Source organism: Flavobacterium facile (genome assembly GCF_036321945.1).
GTDB lineage: Bacteria > Bacteroidota > Bacteroidia > Flavobacteriales > Flavobacteriaceae > Flavobacterium > Flavobacterium facile.
In genome coordinates this window covers 184,153-202,788 of record NZ_JAZAYT010000032.1, presented here as the reverse complement: position 1 = coordinate 202,788, position 18,636 = coordinate 184,153, and the positions used below count along the sequence as shown (strand labels likewise).

Here is an 18,636-nt window from a genome sequence, read left to right as displayed (position 1 = left end):
CTGATAAAATTTTATCAGCTTTTTTTATATACTTCTTATTCCTCTTTTTTGGCGTCCATTACCCAAGTATCCATAAAGGCAGTTGTGTAATTTCCAGCAACATAATCAGGATGATCCATTAATTGTCTGTGGAATGGAATAGTAGTTTTAATTCCTTCAATATGAAACTCATCTAAAGCTCGCTTCATTTTATTGATAGCTTCTTGTCTTGTTTGCGCTGTTGTAATTAACTTTGCAATCATTGAGTCGTAATTTGGTGGAATCGTATAACCTGCGTAAACGTGCGTGTCTAAACGAACACCGTGTCCGCCTGGCGAATGTAAAACTGTAATTTTTCCTGGTGAAGGTCTGAAGTCGTTATAAGGATCTTCAGCATTAATACGACATTCGATTGCGTGTAATTGAGGTAAATAGTTTTTTCCAGAAATAGGAATTCCTGCTGCAACCATAATTTGCTCACGAATTAAATCGTAATCAATTACTTGTTCCGTAATTGGGTGTTCTACTTGGATACGAGTATTCATTTCCATGAAGTAGAAATTTCTATGTTTGTCTACTAAAAACTCAACAGTTCCAGCACCTTCATATTTAATGTATTCAGCAGCTTTTACTGCAGCAAGACCCATTTTTTCTCTTAATTCATCTGTCATGAATGGAGAAGGTGTTTCTTCTGTTAATTTTTGGTGACGTCTTTGAACCGAGCAATCTCTTTCAGAAAGGTGACAGGCTTTACCAAATGAATCACCAACAACTTGAATTTCAATATGTCTTGGTTCTTCAATTAATTTTTCTAAATACATACCGTCATTACCAAAAGCGGCAGCAGACTCTTGACGAGCACTTTCCCAAGCTTTTAATAAATCTTCTTGTTTCCAAACAGCACGCATTCCTTTTCCACCACCACCAGCAGTTGCTTTTAGCATTACCGGGTATCCGAATTCAGCAGCTAATTGTTCCGCTTGTTCGTAAGATTCTAAAATTCCAACAGAACCTGGTACACAAGGAACGCCAGCTTCAATCATGGTAGATTTAGCAGAAGCTTTATCACCCATTCTGTCAATCATTTCCGGAGAAGCACCAATAAATTTGATGTTATGCTCTTGACAGATTTTAGAAAATTTTGCATTTTCAGATAAGAAACCATAACCTGGGTGTATGGCATCTGCATTAGTAATTTCTGCTGCTGCAATAATATTAGACATTTTCAAGTAAGATAAATTACTTGGTGGTGGTCCAATACAAACGGCTTCATCAGCAAATTTTACGTGTAAACTTTCGGCGTCAGCAGTAGAATAAACAGCAACTGTTTTAATTCCCATTTCTTTACATGTACGAATAACACGTAGAGCGATTTCACCTCTATTGGCAATTAATATTTTTTTAAACATATTTTTATAATTAGATAATTAGACAATGTGTCAATTAGACAATTAATGAAGGAAGAAAACTTCTAACTTCTAACTTCTAACTTCTAACTTTTTATGATGGGTCAACTAAAAATAATGGTTGGTCAAATTCAACTGGAGAAGAATCGTCAACTAAAACTTTTACAATTTTACCTGAAATTTCAGATTCAATTTCGTTGAATAATTTCATAGCTTCTACTACACAAACTACATCTCCTTTGTTAATTGTACTTCCAACTTCTACAAACATTGGTTTGTCTGGAGATGGTTTTCTGTATAAAGTACCAATCATTGGTGACTTGATAGTGATATATTTAGCGTTATCTTCAGCGGTTGTATCTGCAGGTGTTGCAGCAACAGGAGCGGCAGCAACAGGAGCAACAGGTGCAGCTTGCTGAATAGCTTGTTGCATTGGTGCTTGTTGTACATAAGTAATATCAGGAGAATTACCTTCTAAAGTAGTTCTAATTGTAATTTTCACATCACCAGTTTCTAATTTTACTTCTGCTACTCCAGAATTAGATACAAATTTGATTAGGTTTTGAATTTCTTTTAAATCCATAATAAAGTTGTTTAGTTATAGTTTGTTATTGTTAATATGCCCATTTTAAATAAATAGATCCCCATGTGAATCCTCCACCAAATGCGGCAAAAATTAAATTGTCTCCTTTTTTAAATTTATCTTCGAAATCTGCTAAAAGTAACGGTAAAGTGGCAGAAGTGGTGTTTCCGTATCTGTGTATATTTACTAATACTTTAGATTCGTCCAAGTTCATTCTGTTAGCAGTTGCGTCAATAATTCTTTTGTTTGCTTGATGTGCGATTAACCAATTAACATCATCGTGAGATAAGTTATTGCGTTCCATTATTTTTTCGCTTACATCAGCCATTCCAGATACGGCATGTTTGAAAACCGTTTTTCCGTCTTGAAACACAAAATGTTGTTTGTTTTTAACTGTTTCTTCAGATGGAGGTAAAATTGAACCACCTGCATCGATTTTTAAAAACTCTCTACCAATTCCGTCCGATTTAAGAATTTCATCTTGCAATCCTAAACCTTCGTAGTTAGGTTCGAACAAAGCACACCCGGCACCATCTCCAAAGATAATACAAGTTGCTCTGTCGGTATAATCAATAATTGAAGACATTTTATCCGCTCCAATTAATAAAACTTTTTTATATTTTCCAGACTGAATAAAAGCAGCAGCGGTTGACATTCCAAAAAGAAAACTGGAACAAGCGGCTTGCAAATCGTATGCGAAAGCATTTGTTGCGCCAATTTGAGTTGCAACATATACACCAGTTGATGCCACAGGCATATCTGGTGTGGTAGTCGCCATGATTACCAAATCTATTTCTTTAGGGTCTAGTTTTGCTTTTTCTAAGAGATTTTGAGCAGCTTTTATGGCAAGGAAAGAGGTTCCTTTGCCTTCTTCTTTTAAAAGCCTTCTCTCTTTTATTCCGGTTCTAGATGTTATCCATTCGTCATTTGTATCAACTAAAGTTTCTAAAACTTGATTTGATAATACGTATTCTGGTACATACGAGCCAATTGCAGTAATTGCGGCAGTAATTTTATTCATATGTTTTAATGTTATTTTTTTTGGTAACATATGTATCGCATTTTGATTTGAATTTTCTTTCGAAAAAAAGTGTCTGTTGCGATTTCATAAATAAATAATTTTCTTTGCAAATTTATGTGCGTAAAGAGGCGAAAATTACGAAATATTTCGGAATTTTCTTAAAATACTATTATATAATTTTACTTAAAATAAAAAAACTCTCACGTGAGTGAGAGTTTCTCATTTATTTTAATGTAATTATACCATTGCTTCAGTCTTGTCGATAACAACTTGACCTCTGTAATACATTTTTCCTTCATGCCAGTAAGCTCTGTGGTATAAGTGAGCTTCACCTGTAATTACGCAAGTTGCAATCTGTTGTGCAGATGCTTTGTAATGCGTTCTTCTTTTGTCTCTTCTAGTTTTCGAGATTTTTCTCTTTGGATGTGCCATTTTGCAAAATTATTTATCCGTTAATAGTTTCTTTAAACCGTCCCATCTAGGGTCTATTTCTTTTATTTCTGTTGTTTTTGTTTCAGTAGGAGAAAATTTTTCCAAATTCTGTAATGCTTCTGTTTGTAATGTTCCGTCTTTTATGCCGGTGTGAATTCTTTTTGTTGGAACAGACAACACAATCATTTCATAAATATACTGGGCAACATTTACTTGAAACTCGTCATGAGGTAAGATGATAAATTCATCATTCTCATCATTAAATTCTTCTCCAAATCTAACTATCAATTTCATTTTCCCTTTTATCGGTAAATCAAAATCTTCATTGGTTAAATCACAAGCAACATTTACGGTTCCTTTGTGTGAAAAATTCAGTTCAAGCATATTGCTTTTTTTCTCTAATATGACTTTCATTTTGATGTCAGAACTGTTAAATTCATCATATCCAAAATGAGTAAAGAACGTATTGTTTACTTGAAACTCAAACTGGTGTTTACCCAGTTTTAATCCTGAAAATGGGATTAAAAAATCTTTTAATTTTTCCATACTATCAGTTTTCCCCTTTTTATAAGGGTGTGCAAAGATACAAAAATATTGGAATTACAATAATTTTCTTTGCTTTTTTTTAAATTAAACTTTTCCAGATGCTTTTTTTAATGGATTGTTGGTTAGTTCATTATATTCGATTCTGTTTTTGTGGATATCAATCGCACTATAAACGGCTTCTCGGAACGAACCTTCATTCGCTATGTTTTTTCCAGCAATATCAAAACCAGTTCCATGGTCTGGTGATGTTCTTACCTTATTTAATCCTGCTGTAAAATTCACTCCTTCACCAAATGACAGGGTTTTAAAAGGAATTAATCCTTGATCGTGATACATCGCCACAACCGCATCGTAATTTTTATATTGGTTCGAACCAAAAAAACTATCTGCTGAAAATGGACCAAAAACTTGGATGCCACTTTTGAAAATTTTCTCTAAACTTGGCTTTACAATTTCATCGTCTTCTTTTCCAATGACACCATTATCACCGCTATGTGGATTTAATCCTAAAACAGCAATTTTTGGTTTATTAATTTTAAAATCAGCAACTAAACTACGGTTTATTGTAGTGATTTTTTTCTCAATTAATTTCGAATTGATATGTTTTGATAATTCTGCAATTGGCACATGATCAGTTATTAAACCTACTTTAATGTCTTCATGAATCATGAACATTAACGCATCACCTTCTAATTGTTCGTTTAAATAATCAGTATGACCAGCAAATTTATAATCGTCTGCTTGAATGTTGTATTTGTTGATTGGAGCCGTAACTAAAACATCAATTTGGTTGTTTTTCAAAGCTGTTGTAGCTGCTTGAAAAGATTTTATAGCGTATTTTCCGATTTCCTCATCCAATTTCCCGCATTCTAAATTAACACCTTCGCGCCATACATTCAGTACGTTTATTTTTCCTAAAACTACTTGGTCTAGCTTGTCAATTCCTTGAATGAAGGCATTTAAATGGTATGATTTTTTTAAAAACGAAACGATTTTAGCATTGGCAAAAATAACAGGTGTACAAATCTCCAACATTCGAGTATCTTCAAATGTTTTTAATATTACTTCTGGTCCAATGCCGTTCATGTCTCCAATAGAAACACCAACAATTATATTTTCGGAATGTTTTACCATTTTTATTTCTTAATTTTGATGCAAATTTATAAAAATAAACCGTCATATGTTTACAGGTATCGTAGAAACTCTTGGAATAATTTCAGATATTAAAAAAGATCAGGAAAATATACACTTAACAATTCAAACAAATATCACAAATGAATTGAAAATTGATCAAAGTGTGGCACATAATGGTGTGTGTTTGACAGTTGTGAATTTATTTGACGATAAACACGTGGTAACTGCCATAAAAGAAACTATTGATAAAACTACTTTAGGGTCATGGAGAATTGGTGATAAAGTCAATATCGAAAGAGCTATGAAATTAGGAGACAGATTGGACGGACATATTGTGCAAGGCCATGTAGATCAAACGGCAATTTGTAAAAATATTGAAGATAAAGAAGGTAGTTGGGTATTTACTTTTGAGTACGATTCGACTTTAAATAATATCACTATTGAAAAAGGTTCGATTACTGTAAATGGAACAAGTTTAACTGTTGTGAATTCTAAAAAAGATAGTTTTAGTGTAGCGATTATACCATATACTTATGAAAACACCATTTTTCATACTTTTGAAATTGGTACAAAAGTAAATTTAGAATTTGATGTTGTGGGTAAGTATATTGCAAGAATGTATGAACTTCAGAATTAATTTATTTTTTTATAATTTTTGAAGATTGTCTTCCTGTATTGTTATGGAAATCGATAAAATAAGTACCAGAAGGAAAAGGAAAATCAAAAGTGTATTTTTTTGTTCCTATTGAATTAATATCGTCTTTAATAAGTTTTTTTACTAATTTCCCGTTGTTATCATATAAATCAATTAAAATATGATCTTCGGCTAAGAAGTCTATTTCAATATTTAATTTATCAGTTACTGGATTTGGAGAAATTATTACTTTTAGAGGTGTTCTTTCTCTATCTGTAAATTCAATATTTGAAAGGTTATTTGTGAATTTATAAATTGTTGTACCGCTTGCATAAGCAGTATTGCCAATAAAAAATATTCTATTTAGATTGTTTCCAATTCCTGTGTTAGTCCATGTTAAACCTCCGTCTAAAGTTTCATGAAAACCAGTAGTGTGACCACCCATCCATCCGCGATTTTCGTTTAAAAAGCCAACGGCCTGCACAACGCTTTCTGGTGCGTTAGTAAAAGTCCAAGTTGCACCACTATCAATGCTTTTAGCTAGTCTTCCTGGATTTGGAGTTACAGCCTCAACAGCGCTAAACATTACATTAGGGTTTGATTCTAAAATTTGAAATTTCCAAAAATAATCGCCAACAGTTCCTGAATTTAAAATTTCTGTCCACGTTAAGCCTCCGTTTGTAGTTTTTAAAATTACTCCTCCATTAGATTTGTTTCCTAAAGCATAACCTGTGTTTTCGTCAGCAAAAGATATTTCAACTAATGCATCAGCATAAGCTGACATGTCAATGTATTGCCAAGTGTTTCCGCTGTCTGTAGATTTAATAACAAATGCTGGAGTGAAATAAGCGCCACATCCATAAATAGTTGAAGTGCCAACACAGTCTAAACCACAAATTGCAACTGGGTTTGGAGTTATGTTTGTAACTAAGTTCCAAGTAGTTCCACCATCAGTAGTTTTGTAAAATTTCTGATTTAAAGTCCCTAAAAACCCAATATTTTCATCTAAAAATTCAATATTTCTAAAATAATGGGGGCTATCTAACATGCTGCCAGAGGTTTGTGAAATCCAATTTGCACCACCATCAGTAGTTTTGTAAACTCCATAATAATAGCCATTGGCCGCCCAGCCTAAGTTTTCGTTTAAGAAAAAAACATCATCAAAACGTTGGTTATTAATGTTATTAACCAATACTGCAATTCCTGGTAACGGTTGCCAAGTTTGCGCTGTCAGAAAATTTGAAATTAATATAAAAAGTAAAGTCAGTTTTTTCATAGCGATATGTTTTAAAGCAAAAAAAACCCCTAATTAGGAGTTTTCTTATTGTATAATTTTTGTGTAATAAAGTATCCTGTTATTAATGCAATAAAAAATAACACAACGACTCCACTGTCTATCGGAACACCTACTGGTGGTGGTGCAGGTGGAGGCGGTGGAGTAACTGCTGCAAGTATTTGCACAGAACTTAAAGCCGAAACTAAAAGAAAAAAGATTTGGGTAAAATTATTTTTCATGTTATTTTTTGTTTTTTTTAACATTTGATTTTACGAAAATATAAAATAAAATGTTAAAAGCAATTATTTTTTACTTTTTTTTTAAAAAAAAAGTGGTCCCACCTGGGCTCGAACCAGGGACCACCTGATTATGAGTCAGGTGCTCTAACCAACTGAGCTATAGGACCAGTTTTGAAAGTGCAATATTAAGGCTTATTTGCATTAGGTGCAAATTTTTTTTTAAAGATATTTAAAAATTAACGATAACTTGTTGTTAAATAACAATTTCTTGACATAATTCAATTAAAACACCATTCGTGCTTTTAGGATGAAGAAAGGCAACTAGTTTATTGTCAGCTCCTTTTTTTGGCGTTTCATTTAAAACTGTAAATCCTTCACCTTTAAGGCGTTCAATTTCTGTATATATATTTTCTACATCAAAGGCTATGTGATGAATTCCTTCCCCCTTTTTTTCTAAAAACTTAGCAATCGGACTGTTTTCATTTGTGGCTTCTAATAATTCAATTTTATTTGGGCCACACATAAAAAAAGATGTTTTTACACCTTCACTTTCCACTTCTTCTGTTTTGTAAGCAGGTTGACCAAAAAGTTTTGAAAATAATTCGTTCGAATTTTCTAAATCACGAACAGCAATACCAATATGTTCTATTTTTCTCATTTGTTTACGTATTAATATGCAAAAATAATCATTCAAAAATTTAAATCTGCTTATTTTGTTTGTAAAAATTGTATTTTTGCACCATGGAAACAAATAGACAAAAAAAAATTGGCGCATTATTGCAAACAGACTTAGTTGATATTTTACAAGGTGAGATTAGAAAAAATTCTATTTCTAACCTAATTATTTCAGTATCAAAAGTGAATGTTACGTCAGATTTATCAATTGCGAAGGTTTATTTAAGTGTTTTTCCTTCAGAAAAAGGACCAGAATTATTGGCGGCTATTAAAAGTAATGCGCCTTTAATTAAGCACGATTTATCGCAACGTGTTAAATTGCAATTAAGAAGAGTACCAAATTTAATTTTCTTCATTGATGATAGTTTGGATTATATTGAAAAAATTGACAATGCACTTTCAGGAAAAGAAAACCCAATTGAAAACCCAGAATTATTAGAAAAAAGAAAAAGATCATAAATTGAATTTTCCGTTTTACATAGCCAAAAGATATGCTTTTAGTTTGTCTAAAACTACCGCTATAAACGTAATAACTTTTATAGCTTCTTTTGGAATTATAGTTGGAGCCATGGCACTTTTTGTTGTACTTTCTGTTTTTAGCGGCTTGCGCGATTTCAGTTTAAGTTTCACCAATGCTACTGATCCTGATTTACGCATCGAAACCTTAAAAGGGAAATCTTTCTTCATTTCTGAAACTCAAGAAACTCAGTTAAAATCTTCTAAAGAATTTGCTAAGTATTCTAAAATTGTTGAAGAACGCGCTTTGTTCTACTATAATAATAAGGAGCATGTGGCGTATTTAAAAGGTGTAGATAATAATTTTAGATCGGTTAATAATTTTGATAAATTTTTATATGCTGGAGATTGGCTAGAACCCAACACAAATCAAGTTGTAGTAGGTTCTGGTATTTCGAGAAAATTGGCTTTAGGACTTTTCGACTTTAATAATGTATTAGAAGTATATATGCCAAAACCGGGTTCGGGAATGATTGAAAATCCTGAAGACGATTTTAATAAAGCACCATTACTGACTTCTGGAATTTTTCAGGTTAGCGAAGATATTGATGAAAAATATATTTTTTCTTCCATTCCGTTAGCGCAAAGTTTACTAAATTACAAACCGAATCAGTTAACCTATATCGATTTTAAAATGGCGCCAAACGTATCCGAATCAGATGCGATTGCAACCATTAATAAAATATTCCCAAATCAAGTAAAAGTCAAAAATAGAGCGCAATTAAATGATGCTTTGTATAAAATGCTGAATACGGAAAACATTGCAGTATATCTTATTTTTACTTTAGTAATTATAATCGCCTTATTCAATTTAATTGGTGCGATTATTATGATGATTATCGAAAAGAAAAGCAATCTGAAAACCTTATACAATTTAGGAACGGAAATTAAATATTTAAAAAACATTTTCTTATTTCAAGGAAATATCATTTCTATATTTGGTGGAATCTTAGGTTTAATTTTAGGAATTATCGTAGTTTTAATTCAACAACAATTTGAATTAATCATGATCACACCTTCATTAGCCTATCCAGTTGTTTTCGAAACCAAAAACATATTAATTGTATTGTTTACGATTGTAATTTTAGGATTCATAGCTTCTAAAATTGCTAGTAGCACCGTATCTAAAAAATTATTAGAATGAGAAAAATTGTAATTGTAGTAATTGGATTGGTTTTATTCGGATGTAAATCTTCACAACCAACTTATAGATTGAATCAAGAAATGGAACTTAATTTAATTTTAAACGATTGGCATAAAGCGGCAGCTGAAGCAAATTTCGAGGCTTATTTTGGTGCGATGTCAGAAGATGCTATTTACATCGGAACGGATCCAACTGAAAACTGGAATAAACAAGAATTTATAAAGTTTGCTAAACCTTATTTTGATAGAGGTAAAGCGTGGAATTTTACAGCTTTAGATCGAAATATTTATTTCACTTCAGATTTAAAAATGGCTTGGTTTGATGAATTACTAAACACACAAATGAAAATTTGTCGCGGAAGCGGTGTTTTAGTTGATGAAGGAAACGGAGACTGGAAAATCAAACATTATGTGTTGTCTATGACGGTTCCAAATGACAATGTAAATGAAGTCGTGAAAATAAAATCTTTGATTGAAGATAAGGAAATTGAAAAACTAAAAAAACGCGAGTAAAATATCAAATGAGAAATAAATTTTTAGGGCTACTATTTAATATAATAATATATGGTTTGCCGATTTATTTTGTAGTGTCATTATATTTATATTATTCTTCTATGAACCCCAAAAAAAACATAATAAAAACTGTAGGTTGTGTAAATGGAAGAACTACTGGTCGCGGTCCTAAATCTGATATTGTTGAATTTAATTATAAAGGAAAAATATATAAAGCTGAAACAGGTTTAGATTCTGAAAATGGTGAAAAGTTTATCGTTGAATTTGAAAAAGATAATCCATCTATCAATAAAGTAAATGATTACGAACCCGTTTTTTTAAAAGGAGAAGAAGTTAGTTTCGCAATTGGTTATTTAAATACCTATAATACTAATTGTTTTAAGTCTTTAAGTTTTTATACATACTATGTAGATGGTAATAAGTATGAAAAATTTTTTACTCCACTCGAAAATTCAGATTTAAAATATCCAAATGCAAAAGAAGGTTATAATTATATAGTAAAATATTGGAATTTTAATCCGCAACGTTCCGTAATATTATTAGATAAGAAAACAGATAAATCTTTATATGACATTAAATAAAAAAGCAACTTTTTAAAAGTTGCTTTTTTTGTATGCTATTTATAAATCGTTTCTTTTAAATTCTTAAACATGTCAACGGTCATGTTATCCATATCGAAATCGTTTTTCCAACCCCAATCTGCTCTTGCAGAACTATCATCAATACTTGCTGGCCAACTGTCGGCAATTTTCTGACGGAAATCCGGTTCGTAAGTAATCGTGAAATTTGGATAATGTTTCGTAATTTCTTCAGCCAATTGTTTTGGAGTAAAACTCATTCCTGATAAATTATAAGAAGAACGAATTTTAATATCATCGGCATCCGCTTGCATAATACTAATCGTAGCTTTTATCGCATCGTCCATATACATCATCGGTAAAGCCGAATTTTCAGATAAAAAACTCGTAAATTTTCCATCGGTAATCGCTTTGTGATAAATATCCACAGCGTAATCTGTAGTTCCACCACCAGCTTCGGTACTCCAACTAATTAAACCTGGATATCTAATGCTTCTAATATCTACACCATATTGTTTATGGTAATATTCCGCCCAACGTTCACCAGTTTGTTTTGAAATTCCGTAAACAGTACTTGGTTCCATAACGGTATATTGTGGTGTGTTTTCTCTTGGAGTAGTTGGTCCGAAAACCGCGATACTTGAAGGCCAAAATATTTTTTTAATTTTTCCCGCTTTCGCTAAATTTAATACATGAAATAAAGAATTCATGTTCAAATCCCAAGCAAATGCTGGGTTTTTTTCGGCAGTTGCAGATAATAAAGCTGCCATTAAATAGACATCAGTAATCTGATATTTTTCAATTAATTGCTCAATCTGATTGTAATCTAAAGCGTTTACCACTTCAAAAATCCCATTGTTTACAACGTCGTTTTCTAATTTTCTAATATCGGAAGCCACAACATTTTCAACGCCATAGGTTTCACGTAATTTTGCAGTAAGTTCGGTGCCAATTTGTCCACAAGCGCCAATGATTAATATTTTGGTTTGCATAGTTCGTAGTTTTGTTGCACAAATATAAAATATTGACCTTAATAATAACTCATTTATTTGTCTGTTTTTTCCGAATTGTGTTATAACAAACATTTAACGCAATTTTCTAAATAATACTATAAACATTTGTAAATTTGCAATTCATAATTCCAAAAAGAATGAATTTTTTTAAAATACTTATACTTTCTGTTTTTAGCAGTCTTTTGTTTTTTTCTTGTAAAGATGAAAATGAGCAGCTATTGCTAGTTGAAAAAATGGAGAAAAAAAACAGAGAATCTTTCGAACAAATCAATAAAGCATGGATGTTAAACATTCCAAATGCGAGTATTGAAGTAAGTTCGGTATTAAACCAATGGAAAGAATGGCAAAGTTTTGAACAAGAAATCAAACAAAAACCAAAATCAACCATTAGCGCGTTCAAACAAAAAGTTCTAAATTTAGTTTCCAAATCGGATAGTTTACATTTAAATGTGCCATCAAGATTTAACGAACCACAAGTACGAAGCAGAATTGTAGCCCTACAAACCAAAATTTTAGCTTTAGATACCTATTTTTCTTTGGACATTGTGCCTCACGAAAAAGTGCAAGATTTAATTGCAGCGATAAATAAAGAAATGACCGCTTTTTACATGCAATGTGAAGAAATTGTAGTAAAAAGTAGAATTCCAACTGAAATTGGCGAACCAAGAATTATCAGCGTAAGCGATACAACCAGAAATGCAAAAGCTATAAATTTTGACGATTTAGAGCAGCAACAAATATTAGATAAAAATAAGAAACCCGATTTAAAAAAAGTTTATAATTAATTTTTTAATTCCGGTTTACAAAATAAAACACTTTGAGTAAATCAGAAATCCTTCAAAAATATCAGCAAAATCCTAAAATTGGACAAATTGCTGAATTTTTTGCGTCTCGTAAAAAAATAAATGCTACTGGTTTGGTAGGTTCTTCACTATCTTTTGTAGTGGATGCTTTGTTTAAAAAATCTGAATTGCCTTTTTTATTATTATTTAACGATAAGGAAGAAGCGGCGTATTATTTAAACGATTTAGAAACGTTGATTAATGATCAAGATGTGTTGTTTTATCCAGGTTCTTTCCGTCGTCCGTACCAAATTGAAGAAACTGATAACGCTAACGTTTTGTTGCGCGCCGAAGTTTTAAATAGAATCAATTCTCGAAAAAAACCAGCCATAATTGTTTCTTATACGGATGCAATTTTTGAAAAAGTAGTAACTCGAAAAGAATTAGATAAAAACACCTTAAAAGTTAGTGTAAACGATAAATTATCTATCGATTTTATTAATGAAACGCTGTTTGAATACAATTTTAAACGTGTCGATTTCGTATCAGAACCGGGAGAGTTTTCGGTTCGTGGTGGAATTATTGATGTGTTCTCATTTTCAAACGATATTCCATACAGAATTGAATTTTTTGGTGATGAAGTTGATAGCATTAGAACCTTCGATATTGAAACACAATTGTCGAAAGAAAAAGTGTCTAAAATTGCCATTATTCCCAACGTAGAAAATAAAGTTTTACAAGAAAAACGTGAAAATTTCTTAGATTATATTTCAGAGAAAACCGTAATTGTTCTTCAAAATACCGATTCATTAGGAAGTAAATTAGACCGATTATACGATAAGGCAAAAGAAGCGTATTCGAAATTAACACTCACGATAAATCATTCTAAACCCGAAGAATTATTTGTCAATCAGGAAACGTTTTTAAAAAGAGCTTTAGATTTTTCGGTTATTGAATTAGATAAAAGTCCGGTTTTTAAATCGGAAAAAGTGGTTCAATTTCATACACAACCACAACCTTCGTTCAACAAACAATTCGATTTGTTGATGAATAATTTGAACGATAATTACCATAACGGAATCAAGAATTTTCTGTTTTCTTCAAACGAAAGTCAAGCCAAAAGATTCAAAGAAATTTTTAAAGACATTGATGAAGACGCCGCTAAAAATGTAAAAGACAAATACGATACTATCGTTTTTCCATTATTCTCAGGTTTCGTTGATACAGAATTACAAATAGCCTGTTATACCGATCATCAAATTTTTGAACGTTATCATAAATTTTCTATCAAAAATAACGCTTCCAAAAAGCAAACGGTGACATTAAAAGAGTTAACCGCTTTGTCAATTGGCGATTATGTGACGCACATCGATCACGGAATTGGGAAATTCGGAGGTTTACAAAAAATTCAAGTTGAAGGCAAAACTCAAGAAGCAATTAAACTGGTTTATGCCGATAATGATATAGTGTATGTGAGTATTCATTCACTTCATAAAATTTCAAAATATACTGGAAAAGACGGTGCGCCACCAAAAATTTACAAGTTAGGAAGCGGCGTTTGGAAAGCTTTAAAGCAAAAAACAAAAGCCCGTGTTAAACATATTGCATTCAATTTAATCCAATTGTATGCGAAACGTCGTTTGGATAAAGGCTATGCTTTCGGGCCAGATTCGTACATGCAAAAAGAATTGGAAAGTTCTTTTATTTACGAAGATACACCAGATCAAATTACCGCGACTCACGATGTGAAAATGGATATGGAAAACGACCGTCCAATGGACAGATTAGTTTGTGGTGATGTCGGTTTTGGAAAAACGGAAGTGGCGATTCGTGCCGCATTTAAAGCAGTTGATAATGGAAAACAAGTAGCGATTTTAGTACCAACAACCATCTTAGCCTATCAACATTACAGAACATTTACCGAAAGGTTAAAAGACATGCCCGTTACGGTCAGTTATTTGAACCGTTTCCGTTCTGCAAAACAAAAAGCTGAAACGTTAAAAGGTTTGGAAGAAGGAAAAGTGGATATTGTAATTGGAACACATCAATTGGTAAATAAAAATGTGAAATTCCGCGATTTAGGTTTGTTAATTGTGGATGAAGAACAAAAATTTGGTGTCAACGTAAAAGATAAATTAAAAACGATTGCAGCTAATATTGATACTCTTACTTTAACCGCAACTCCCATTCCAAGAACGTTACAGTTTTCGTTAATGGCAGCGCGAGATTTATCTGTAATTACAACGCCACCGCCAAACAGATATCCAATTGATACTAATGTCATTCGTTTTAGTGAAGAAACCATTCGTGATGCGATTTCGTATGAAATTGAGCGTGGCGGACAAGTATTTTTCATCAATAATCGAATCGAAAACATTAAAGAAGTTGCAGGAATGATTCAGCGCTTGGTGCCGAATGCGAAAGTCGGAATTGGTCACGGACAAATGGATGGAAAAAAACTGGAAGAATTAATGTTAGCTTTCATTGAAGGCGATTTTGATGTTTTAGTCGCAACAACCATCATCGAAAGTGGTTTAGATGTACCCAATGCGAATACAATTTTCATCAATAATGCGAATAATTTTGGTTTGTCCGATTTACATCAAATGCGTGGTAGAGTAGGGCGAAGCAATAAAAAAGCCTTTTGTTATTACATCACGCCGCCAGATTCTGTAATGACAGATGATGCGAGAAAACGAATCAATGCTTTGGTGCAATTTTCAGATTTAGGAAGCGGATTCAATATTGCGATGAAAGATTTAGAAATTCGTGGTGCTGGAGATTTATTAGGTGGGGAACAAAGTGGTTTTATCAATGAAATTGGTTTCGATACGTATCAGAAAATCATGAATGAAGCTATTGACGAATTAAAAGAAAATGAGTTCGCCGATTTATATAAAGAAGAAAACGACATCGAAACGAAAGAATTCGTAAAAGAATTTCAAATTGACACCGATTTCGAATTGCTGTTTCCAGATGAATATATTAATAATATTTCGGAACGATTGAGTTTGTATAGCGAATTAGGTGCTGTGAAAAATATTCTAGATTTAGAAGCTTACGAAAAACGCCTAATTGACCGATTCGGACCGTTGCCAAAAGAAGCAGTTTCTCTCTTAAATAGCGTTCGAATCAAATGGAAAGCGAAACAAATTGGTTTAGAAAGATTGATTCTGAAACAAAACAAAATGGTGGGTTATTTTATTGGTGATCAGCAATCTAATTTTTACCAAAGTAACCGATTTATGCATGTGATGAAATTCGCACAACAAAACGTAAATTTATGTAAAGTGAAGGAAAAAGAAACTAAAAACGGATTACGACTTTTAATTACTTTCGAAAACGTAAAAAGTATCAACAAGGCGTTGGAATTAATTGAAATGATATAATCTTAAAAAAGTTGTGAGCATCTTTCAAAAAAAAAACTTATTTTTACACGTTAGCATACTAAATAACCAAATTTATAGTTATTTATAAAAATTATGACATTGAAAAAGACTCAATTAAAATATATACTTTCCTTTGGTATTATTGCCATTCTTTTGGCATGTTCTACTAAAAAAGACAATTTTGTAAATAGAAAATGGCACTCTGTTAATACGGAATACAATGTGCATTATAATGGAGATCTTGCCTTACAAAAAGGAATTACAGATGTTAAAGCTACCTATTCTGATAATTTTTGGGAAGTGCTTCCGCTAGAACGAATGCAAATTACGGAAGAAGAACAAAAACCAGGCGATACTAAAAACCCAAATTTTGAACGTGCCGAAACCAAGGCTACTAAAGCGATTCAGAAACATTCCATGAATATTGGCGGTTATGAAAAAAACAATCAAATTGACGAATCGTATTTAATGTTGGGTAAAGCTAGATACTACGAACACAGGTATTTACCAGCAATGGAAGCTTTTAATTATATTTTATACAAATATCCAAATAGCAATAATGTATATCAAGCACAAGTTTGGCGAGAAAAAGTAAACTTAAAATTAGAAAACGAACAATTAGCTATTAAAAATCTTAATAGAACTTTAAAAGGTCAGAAAAAAATTAAAGGTCAAGATTTAGCAGATATAAATGCGGTTTTGGCACAAGCTTATATTACTACAAATGTTTTAGATAGTGCTATCGCTTCGGTTAAAATTTCAAAAAAAGAAACCAAATTAAAAGAAGAAAAAGCGCGTTACACGTTTATTTTAGGACAATTATACGAGAAATTAAATTACAAAGACAGCGCTTTTGTGGCCTATCAAGAAGTAATTGATATGAAACGAAAATCACCTCGTAACTATACTATTTATTCGCATTTAAAACAGTCGACACAATTTGATTTTGAAACGGGTGACTCAATTGCCTTTCATAAAAAATTAGACAAATTGCTGGCAAACATAGAAAATAAAGGTTTTAGAGATGTAATTCATCATCAAAGAGCCGCTTTTTATGATAAAAAAGGGAATGATAAATTGGCAATTGTACATTATAACAAATCGTTGAAAAATATGTCTACCGACAGGTATTTGGCGGCTTCAAATTTCAGAAATATATCCAACATCTATTACAGAAAGAAAAATTTTCACACTTCAAAAAAATATTTAGATTCCACTTTAATTCATTTGACTGAGAAAAGTAATGAGTTTAAGTCTTTAAAAAAGAAGTTAGAAATCCTAACAGATGTGGTCAAGTATCAAGACATTATCCGTCAGGCTGATAGTGTAATTGTGGTTTCAAAAATGTCACCATCGGAAAAAAATAAATATTATCAAGATTATATCGATAAACTAAAAATTTCAGATTCAATTGCCGCAAAAAAACTATCTATAAATGGAAGTGTAACGAATCAAAATTCGAAATCGGATATGAAGTCGCCAGACTTGCCAAACGAAAATATGTTGTTGCCTCCAGGTGCTGGTGGGTCGTTTCCTCCGCCAACAATGTCGCCTCTCAAAAACCCTGTAATTGAACCTCCATTAACAAAAAACACTCCTGCGGATTTTATTGCAAATGCTGGCGGAGTGCAAAGTAGTTTTTATTTCTATAATCCAGCTACATTGGCGCAAGGAAAATTAAATTTTAAGAAAAAATGGGGAGATAGAAAATTAGGTGACAAATGGAATACAATAGCGACATCTAAACAGAATTTAATAGACGCTACTAATACAGTTGATATAGTAGAAGATGACATTCAAGATAAAATTAAAGATGTTGTAGTAGAACCTAAATATACAACCGCATTTTATATTGAGCAATTACCAAAAAATTCTAAAGTTTTAGATAGTTTAAACATTGAAGCGAATTATGCGCGTTTTCAACTTGGTTCTATTTTTAAAGAAAAATTAAAAGAAAATAAATTAGCTATCACTTCATTTGAAGATATTTTAGTGAATAAGCCAGAAAGCAAATTAGTTTTGCCGACATACTATAATTTGTATCAATTGTTTGGTTCTGAAAATGGTGAAAAAGCTACAGCTTATAAACAAAAAATTATTTCAGAATATCCAGAAAGTAGATATGCTTCTGCATTTAATAACACGGCTATAAATGCTGATGTCACAGCAAATTCTGAATTTAACACTTTATATTCTAAGGTTGAAAAAGGTTTGTTTAGAGAGGCAAATGTTGAGGTTGATGCTTTGGTGAAAAAATACGATGGCGATGAGTTAAATGCGAAATTTGACGTATTAAAAGCTAAAATTTCTGCTAGACTATTCGGACTTTCGGCATATAAAACGGCTTTGCAGAAAATTGTAAAAAACTATCCTAAAGGAGAAGAGACTAAAAAGATTGAATCGATTTTGACATCTGATATTCCAGCTTTAGAAGCTTTGGAATTTGGAGCAACTCCTAAATCATTTAATTTAGTTTTTGTAACGAATTATCCAAACGAAACTTCGCATAAAAACTTAATGGAGAAATTAAACAAATACGCTAAAGAGTCTGGTGATGCTAAAATTAAAGTATCGAATGATATTTATAGTGTAGAAAAAAACATGATCGTTTTACATGGAATTTTAAATAAAATGACAGCAGAATCAGTGGCGAATTATCTAAAAGAACATAAAGATTATAAGTTAAAAGATACGCCTGTAATTATCTCAAATGAAGATTATAAAGTGGTGCAAGTCAAGAAAAACTTAGAAGAATATTTAGCTAAAATCAAGTAAAC

Annotated in this window: 18 protein-coding genes and 1 tRNA gene; 8 read left to right on the top strand and 11 right to left on the bottom strand. The window is 31.9% G+C overall.

What is annotated here, in order from left to right:
* Positions 1-35: 35 nt before the first annotated feature.
* From accC to pdxA, 6 genes are all read right to left on the bottom strand, one after another.
* Entirely contained in the window at positions 36-1,388 is a 1,353-nt protein-coding gene (accC, locus tag UEQ13_RS08760) for an acetyl-CoA carboxylase biotin carboxylase subunit (RefSeq protein ID WP_329805969.1), read from the bottom strand.
* 91 nt (positions 1,389-1,479) lie between these two features.
* On the bottom strand, positions 1,480-1,968 hold the full coding sequence (accB, locus tag UEQ13_RS08755) for an acetyl-CoA carboxylase biotin carboxyl carrier protein (protein WP_329805968.1): 489 nt from the start codon (positions 1,966-1,968) through the stop codon (positions 1,480-1,482).
* 31 nt (positions 1,969-1,999) lie between these two features.
* Positions 2,000-2,989 carry a beta-ketoacyl-ACP synthase III gene (locus tag UEQ13_RS08750; RefSeq protein WP_329805967.1) on the bottom strand — a complete coding sequence of 330 codons (990 nt, stop codon included), beginning with the start codon at positions 2,987-2,989 and terminating at the stop codon, positions 2,000-2,002.
* Between the two features lie 237 nt (positions 2,990-3,226).
* Positions 3,227-3,421 carry a 50S ribosomal protein L32 gene (gene rpmF / locus UEQ13_RS08745; protein WP_329805966.1) on the bottom strand — a complete coding sequence of 65 codons (195 nt, stop codon included), beginning with the start codon at positions 3,419-3,421 and terminating at the stop codon, positions 3,227-3,229.
* 9 nt (positions 3,422-3,430) lie between these two features.
* Positions 3,431-3,967: a YceD family protein gene (locus UEQ13_RS08740; RefSeq protein WP_329805965.1), complete on the bottom strand. Its 537-nt coding sequence runs from the start codon at positions 3,965-3,967 to the stop codon at positions 3,431-3,433.
* Positions 3,968-4,051: 84 nt separating this feature from the next.
* Complete coding sequence (pdxA, locus tag UEQ13_RS08735; RefSeq protein ID WP_329805964.1) at positions 4,052-5,101, bottom strand: 4-hydroxythreonine-4-phosphate dehydrogenase PdxA; 1,050 nt, start codon at positions 5,099-5,101, stop codon at positions 4,052-4,054.
* A gap of 46 nt (positions 5,102-5,147) precedes the next feature.
* On the opposite strand from pdxA, the gene UEQ13_RS08730 reads away from it, so the two are divergent.
* On the top strand, positions 5,148-5,738 hold the full coding sequence (locus UEQ13_RS08730) for a riboflavin synthase (RefSeq protein WP_329805963.1): 591 nt from the start codon (positions 5,148-5,150) through the stop codon (positions 5,736-5,738).
* Position 5,739: 1 nt separating this feature from the next.
* On the opposite strand, the gene UEQ13_RS08725 is transcribed toward UEQ13_RS08730, so the two are convergent.
* The 4 genes from UEQ13_RS08725 to mce form a co-directional block, all read right to left on the bottom strand.
* Entirely contained in the window at positions 5,740-7,011 is a 1,272-nt protein-coding gene (locus tag UEQ13_RS08725) for a T9SS type A sorting domain-containing protein (RefSeq protein ID WP_329805962.1), read from the bottom strand.
* Positions 7,012-7,040: 29 nt separating this feature from the next.
* Positions 7,041-7,274, bottom strand: coding sequence for a hypothetical protein (locus tag UEQ13_RS08720; protein WP_329805961.1), 234 nt, complete (start codon positions 7,272-7,274; stop codon positions 7,041-7,043).
* 69 nt (positions 7,275-7,343) lie between these two features.
* Positions 7,344-7,417 (bottom strand) — tRNA-Ile (locus UEQ13_RS08715).
* Between the two features lie 86 nt (positions 7,418-7,503).
* Positions 7,504-7,908 (bottom strand): methylmalonyl-CoA epimerase, encoded by a 405-nt coding sequence (mce, locus tag UEQ13_RS08710; RefSeq protein WP_329805960.1) that lies wholly within the window; start codon positions 7,906-7,908, stop codon positions 7,504-7,506.
* An 83-nt stretch (positions 7,909-7,991) separates the two neighbouring features.
* Between mce and rbfA the strand changes: the two genes are divergently transcribed.
* From rbfA to UEQ13_RS08690, 4 genes are all read left to right on the top strand, one after another.
* Positions 7,992-8,384: a 30S ribosome-binding factor RbfA gene (rbfA, locus tag UEQ13_RS08705; RefSeq protein ID WP_166130182.1), complete on the top strand. Its 393-nt coding sequence runs from the start codon at positions 7,992-7,994 to the stop codon at positions 8,382-8,384.
* A gap of 1 nt (position 8,385) precedes the next feature.
* The gene (locus UEQ13_RS08700; RefSeq protein ID WP_329805959.1) at positions 8,386-9,585 is read left to right on the top strand and encodes an ABC transporter permease; all 1,200 of its coding nucleotides are present in this window, start codon (positions 8,386-8,388) and stop codon (positions 9,583-9,585) included.
* Entirely contained in the window at positions 9,582-10,097 is a 516-nt protein-coding gene (locus UEQ13_RS08695) for a nuclear transport factor 2 family protein (RefSeq protein ID WP_329805958.1), read from the top strand. The genes UEQ13_RS08700 and UEQ13_RS08695 overlap by 4 nt, the downstream gene beginning before the upstream one ends.
* Before the next feature lie 101 nt (positions 10,098-10,198).
* Positions 10,199-10,678, top strand: coding sequence for a hypothetical protein (locus tag UEQ13_RS08690; protein ID WP_329805957.1), 480 nt, complete (start codon positions 10,199-10,201; stop codon positions 10,676-10,678).
* A gap of 35 nt (positions 10,679-10,713) precedes the next feature.
* Here the strand turns inward: UEQ13_RS08690 and UEQ13_RS08685 are convergent, their stop codons facing one another.
* Positions 10,714-11,667, bottom strand: a complete 954-nt coding sequence (locus UEQ13_RS08685) for an NAD-dependent epimerase/dehydratase family protein (protein ID WP_329805956.1) — start codon at positions 11,665-11,667, stop codon at positions 10,714-10,716.
* A 254-nt stretch (positions 11,668-11,921) separates the two neighbouring features.
* Between UEQ13_RS08685 and UEQ13_RS08680 the strand changes: the two genes are divergently transcribed.
* The 3 genes from UEQ13_RS08680 to porW all read left to right on the top strand — a co-directional run bounded on the left by UEQ13_RS08680 (position 11,922) and on the right by porW (position 18,634).
* Entirely contained in the window at positions 11,922-12,473 is a 552-nt protein-coding gene (locus tag UEQ13_RS08680; protein ID WP_329805955.1) for a hypothetical protein, read from the top strand.
* A 32-nt stretch (positions 12,474-12,505) separates the two neighbouring features.
* Entirely contained in the window at positions 12,506-15,859 is a 3,354-nt protein-coding gene (gene mfd, locus UEQ13_RS08675; protein WP_407934655.1) for a transcription-repair coupling factor, read from the top strand.
* 99 nt (positions 15,860-15,958) lie between these two features.
* Positions 15,959-18,634 (top strand): type IX secretion system periplasmic lipoprotein PorW/SprE, encoded by a 2,676-nt coding sequence (porW, locus tag UEQ13_RS08670; RefSeq protein WP_329805954.1) that lies wholly within the window; start codon positions 15,959-15,961, stop codon positions 18,632-18,634.
* Positions 18,635-18,636: the final 2 nt, after the last annotated feature.

Bases quoted from the DNA above. Each gene is read 5' to 3' on its own strand.
- accC (WP_329805969.1), bottom strand. From the start codon at position 1,388: ATGTTTAAAAAAATATTAATTGCCAATAGAGGTGAAATCGCTCTACGT.
- accB (WP_329805968.1), bottom strand. From the start codon at position 1,968: ATGGATTTAAAAGAAATTCAAAACCTAATCAAATTTGTATCTAATTCT.
- UEQ13_RS08750 (WP_329805967.1), bottom strand. From the start codon at position 2,989: ATGAATAAAATTACTGCCGCAATTACTGCAATTGGCTCGTATGTACCA.
- rpmF (WP_329805966.1), bottom strand. From the start codon at position 3,421: ATGGCACATCCAAAGAGAAAAATCTCGAAAACTAGAAGAGACAAAAGA.
- UEQ13_RS08740 (WP_329805965.1), bottom strand. From the start codon at position 3,967: ATGGAAAAATTAAAAGATTTTTTAATCCCATTTTCAGGATTAAAACTG.
- pdxA (WP_329805964.1), bottom strand. From the start codon at position 5,101: ATGGTAAAACATTCCGAAAATATAATTGTTGGTGTTTCTATTGGAGAC.
- UEQ13_RS08730 (WP_329805963.1), top strand. From the start codon at position 5,148: ATGTTTACAGGTATCGTAGAAACTCTTGGAATAATTTCAGATATTAAA.
- UEQ13_RS08725 (WP_329805962.1), bottom strand. From the start codon at position 7,011: ATGAAAAAACTGACTTTACTTTTTATATTAATTTCAAATTTTCTGACA.
- UEQ13_RS08720 (WP_329805961.1), bottom strand. From the start codon at position 7,274: ATGTTAAAAAAAACAAAAAATAACATGAAAAATAATTTTACCCAAATC.
- mce (WP_329805960.1), bottom strand. From the start codon at position 7,908: ATGAGAAAAATAGAACATATTGGTATTGCTGTTCGTGATTTAGAAAAT.
- rbfA (WP_166130182.1), top strand. From the start codon at position 7,992: ATGGAAACAAATAGACAAAAAAAAATTGGCGCATTATTGCAAACAGAC.
- UEQ13_RS08695 (WP_329805958.1), top strand. From the start codon at position 9,582: ATGAGAAAAATTGTAATTGTAGTAATTGGATTGGTTTTATTCGGATGT.
- UEQ13_RS08690 (WP_329805957.1), top strand. From the start codon at position 10,199: ATGAACCCCAAAAAAAACATAATAAAAACTGTAGGTTGTGTAAATGGA.
- UEQ13_RS08685 (WP_329805956.1), bottom strand. From the start codon at position 11,667: ATGCAAACCAAAATATTAATCATTGGCGCTTGTGGACAAATTGGCACC.
- UEQ13_RS08680 (WP_329805955.1), top strand. From the start codon at position 11,922: ATGGAGAAAAAAAACAGAGAATCTTTCGAACAAATCAATAAAGCATGG.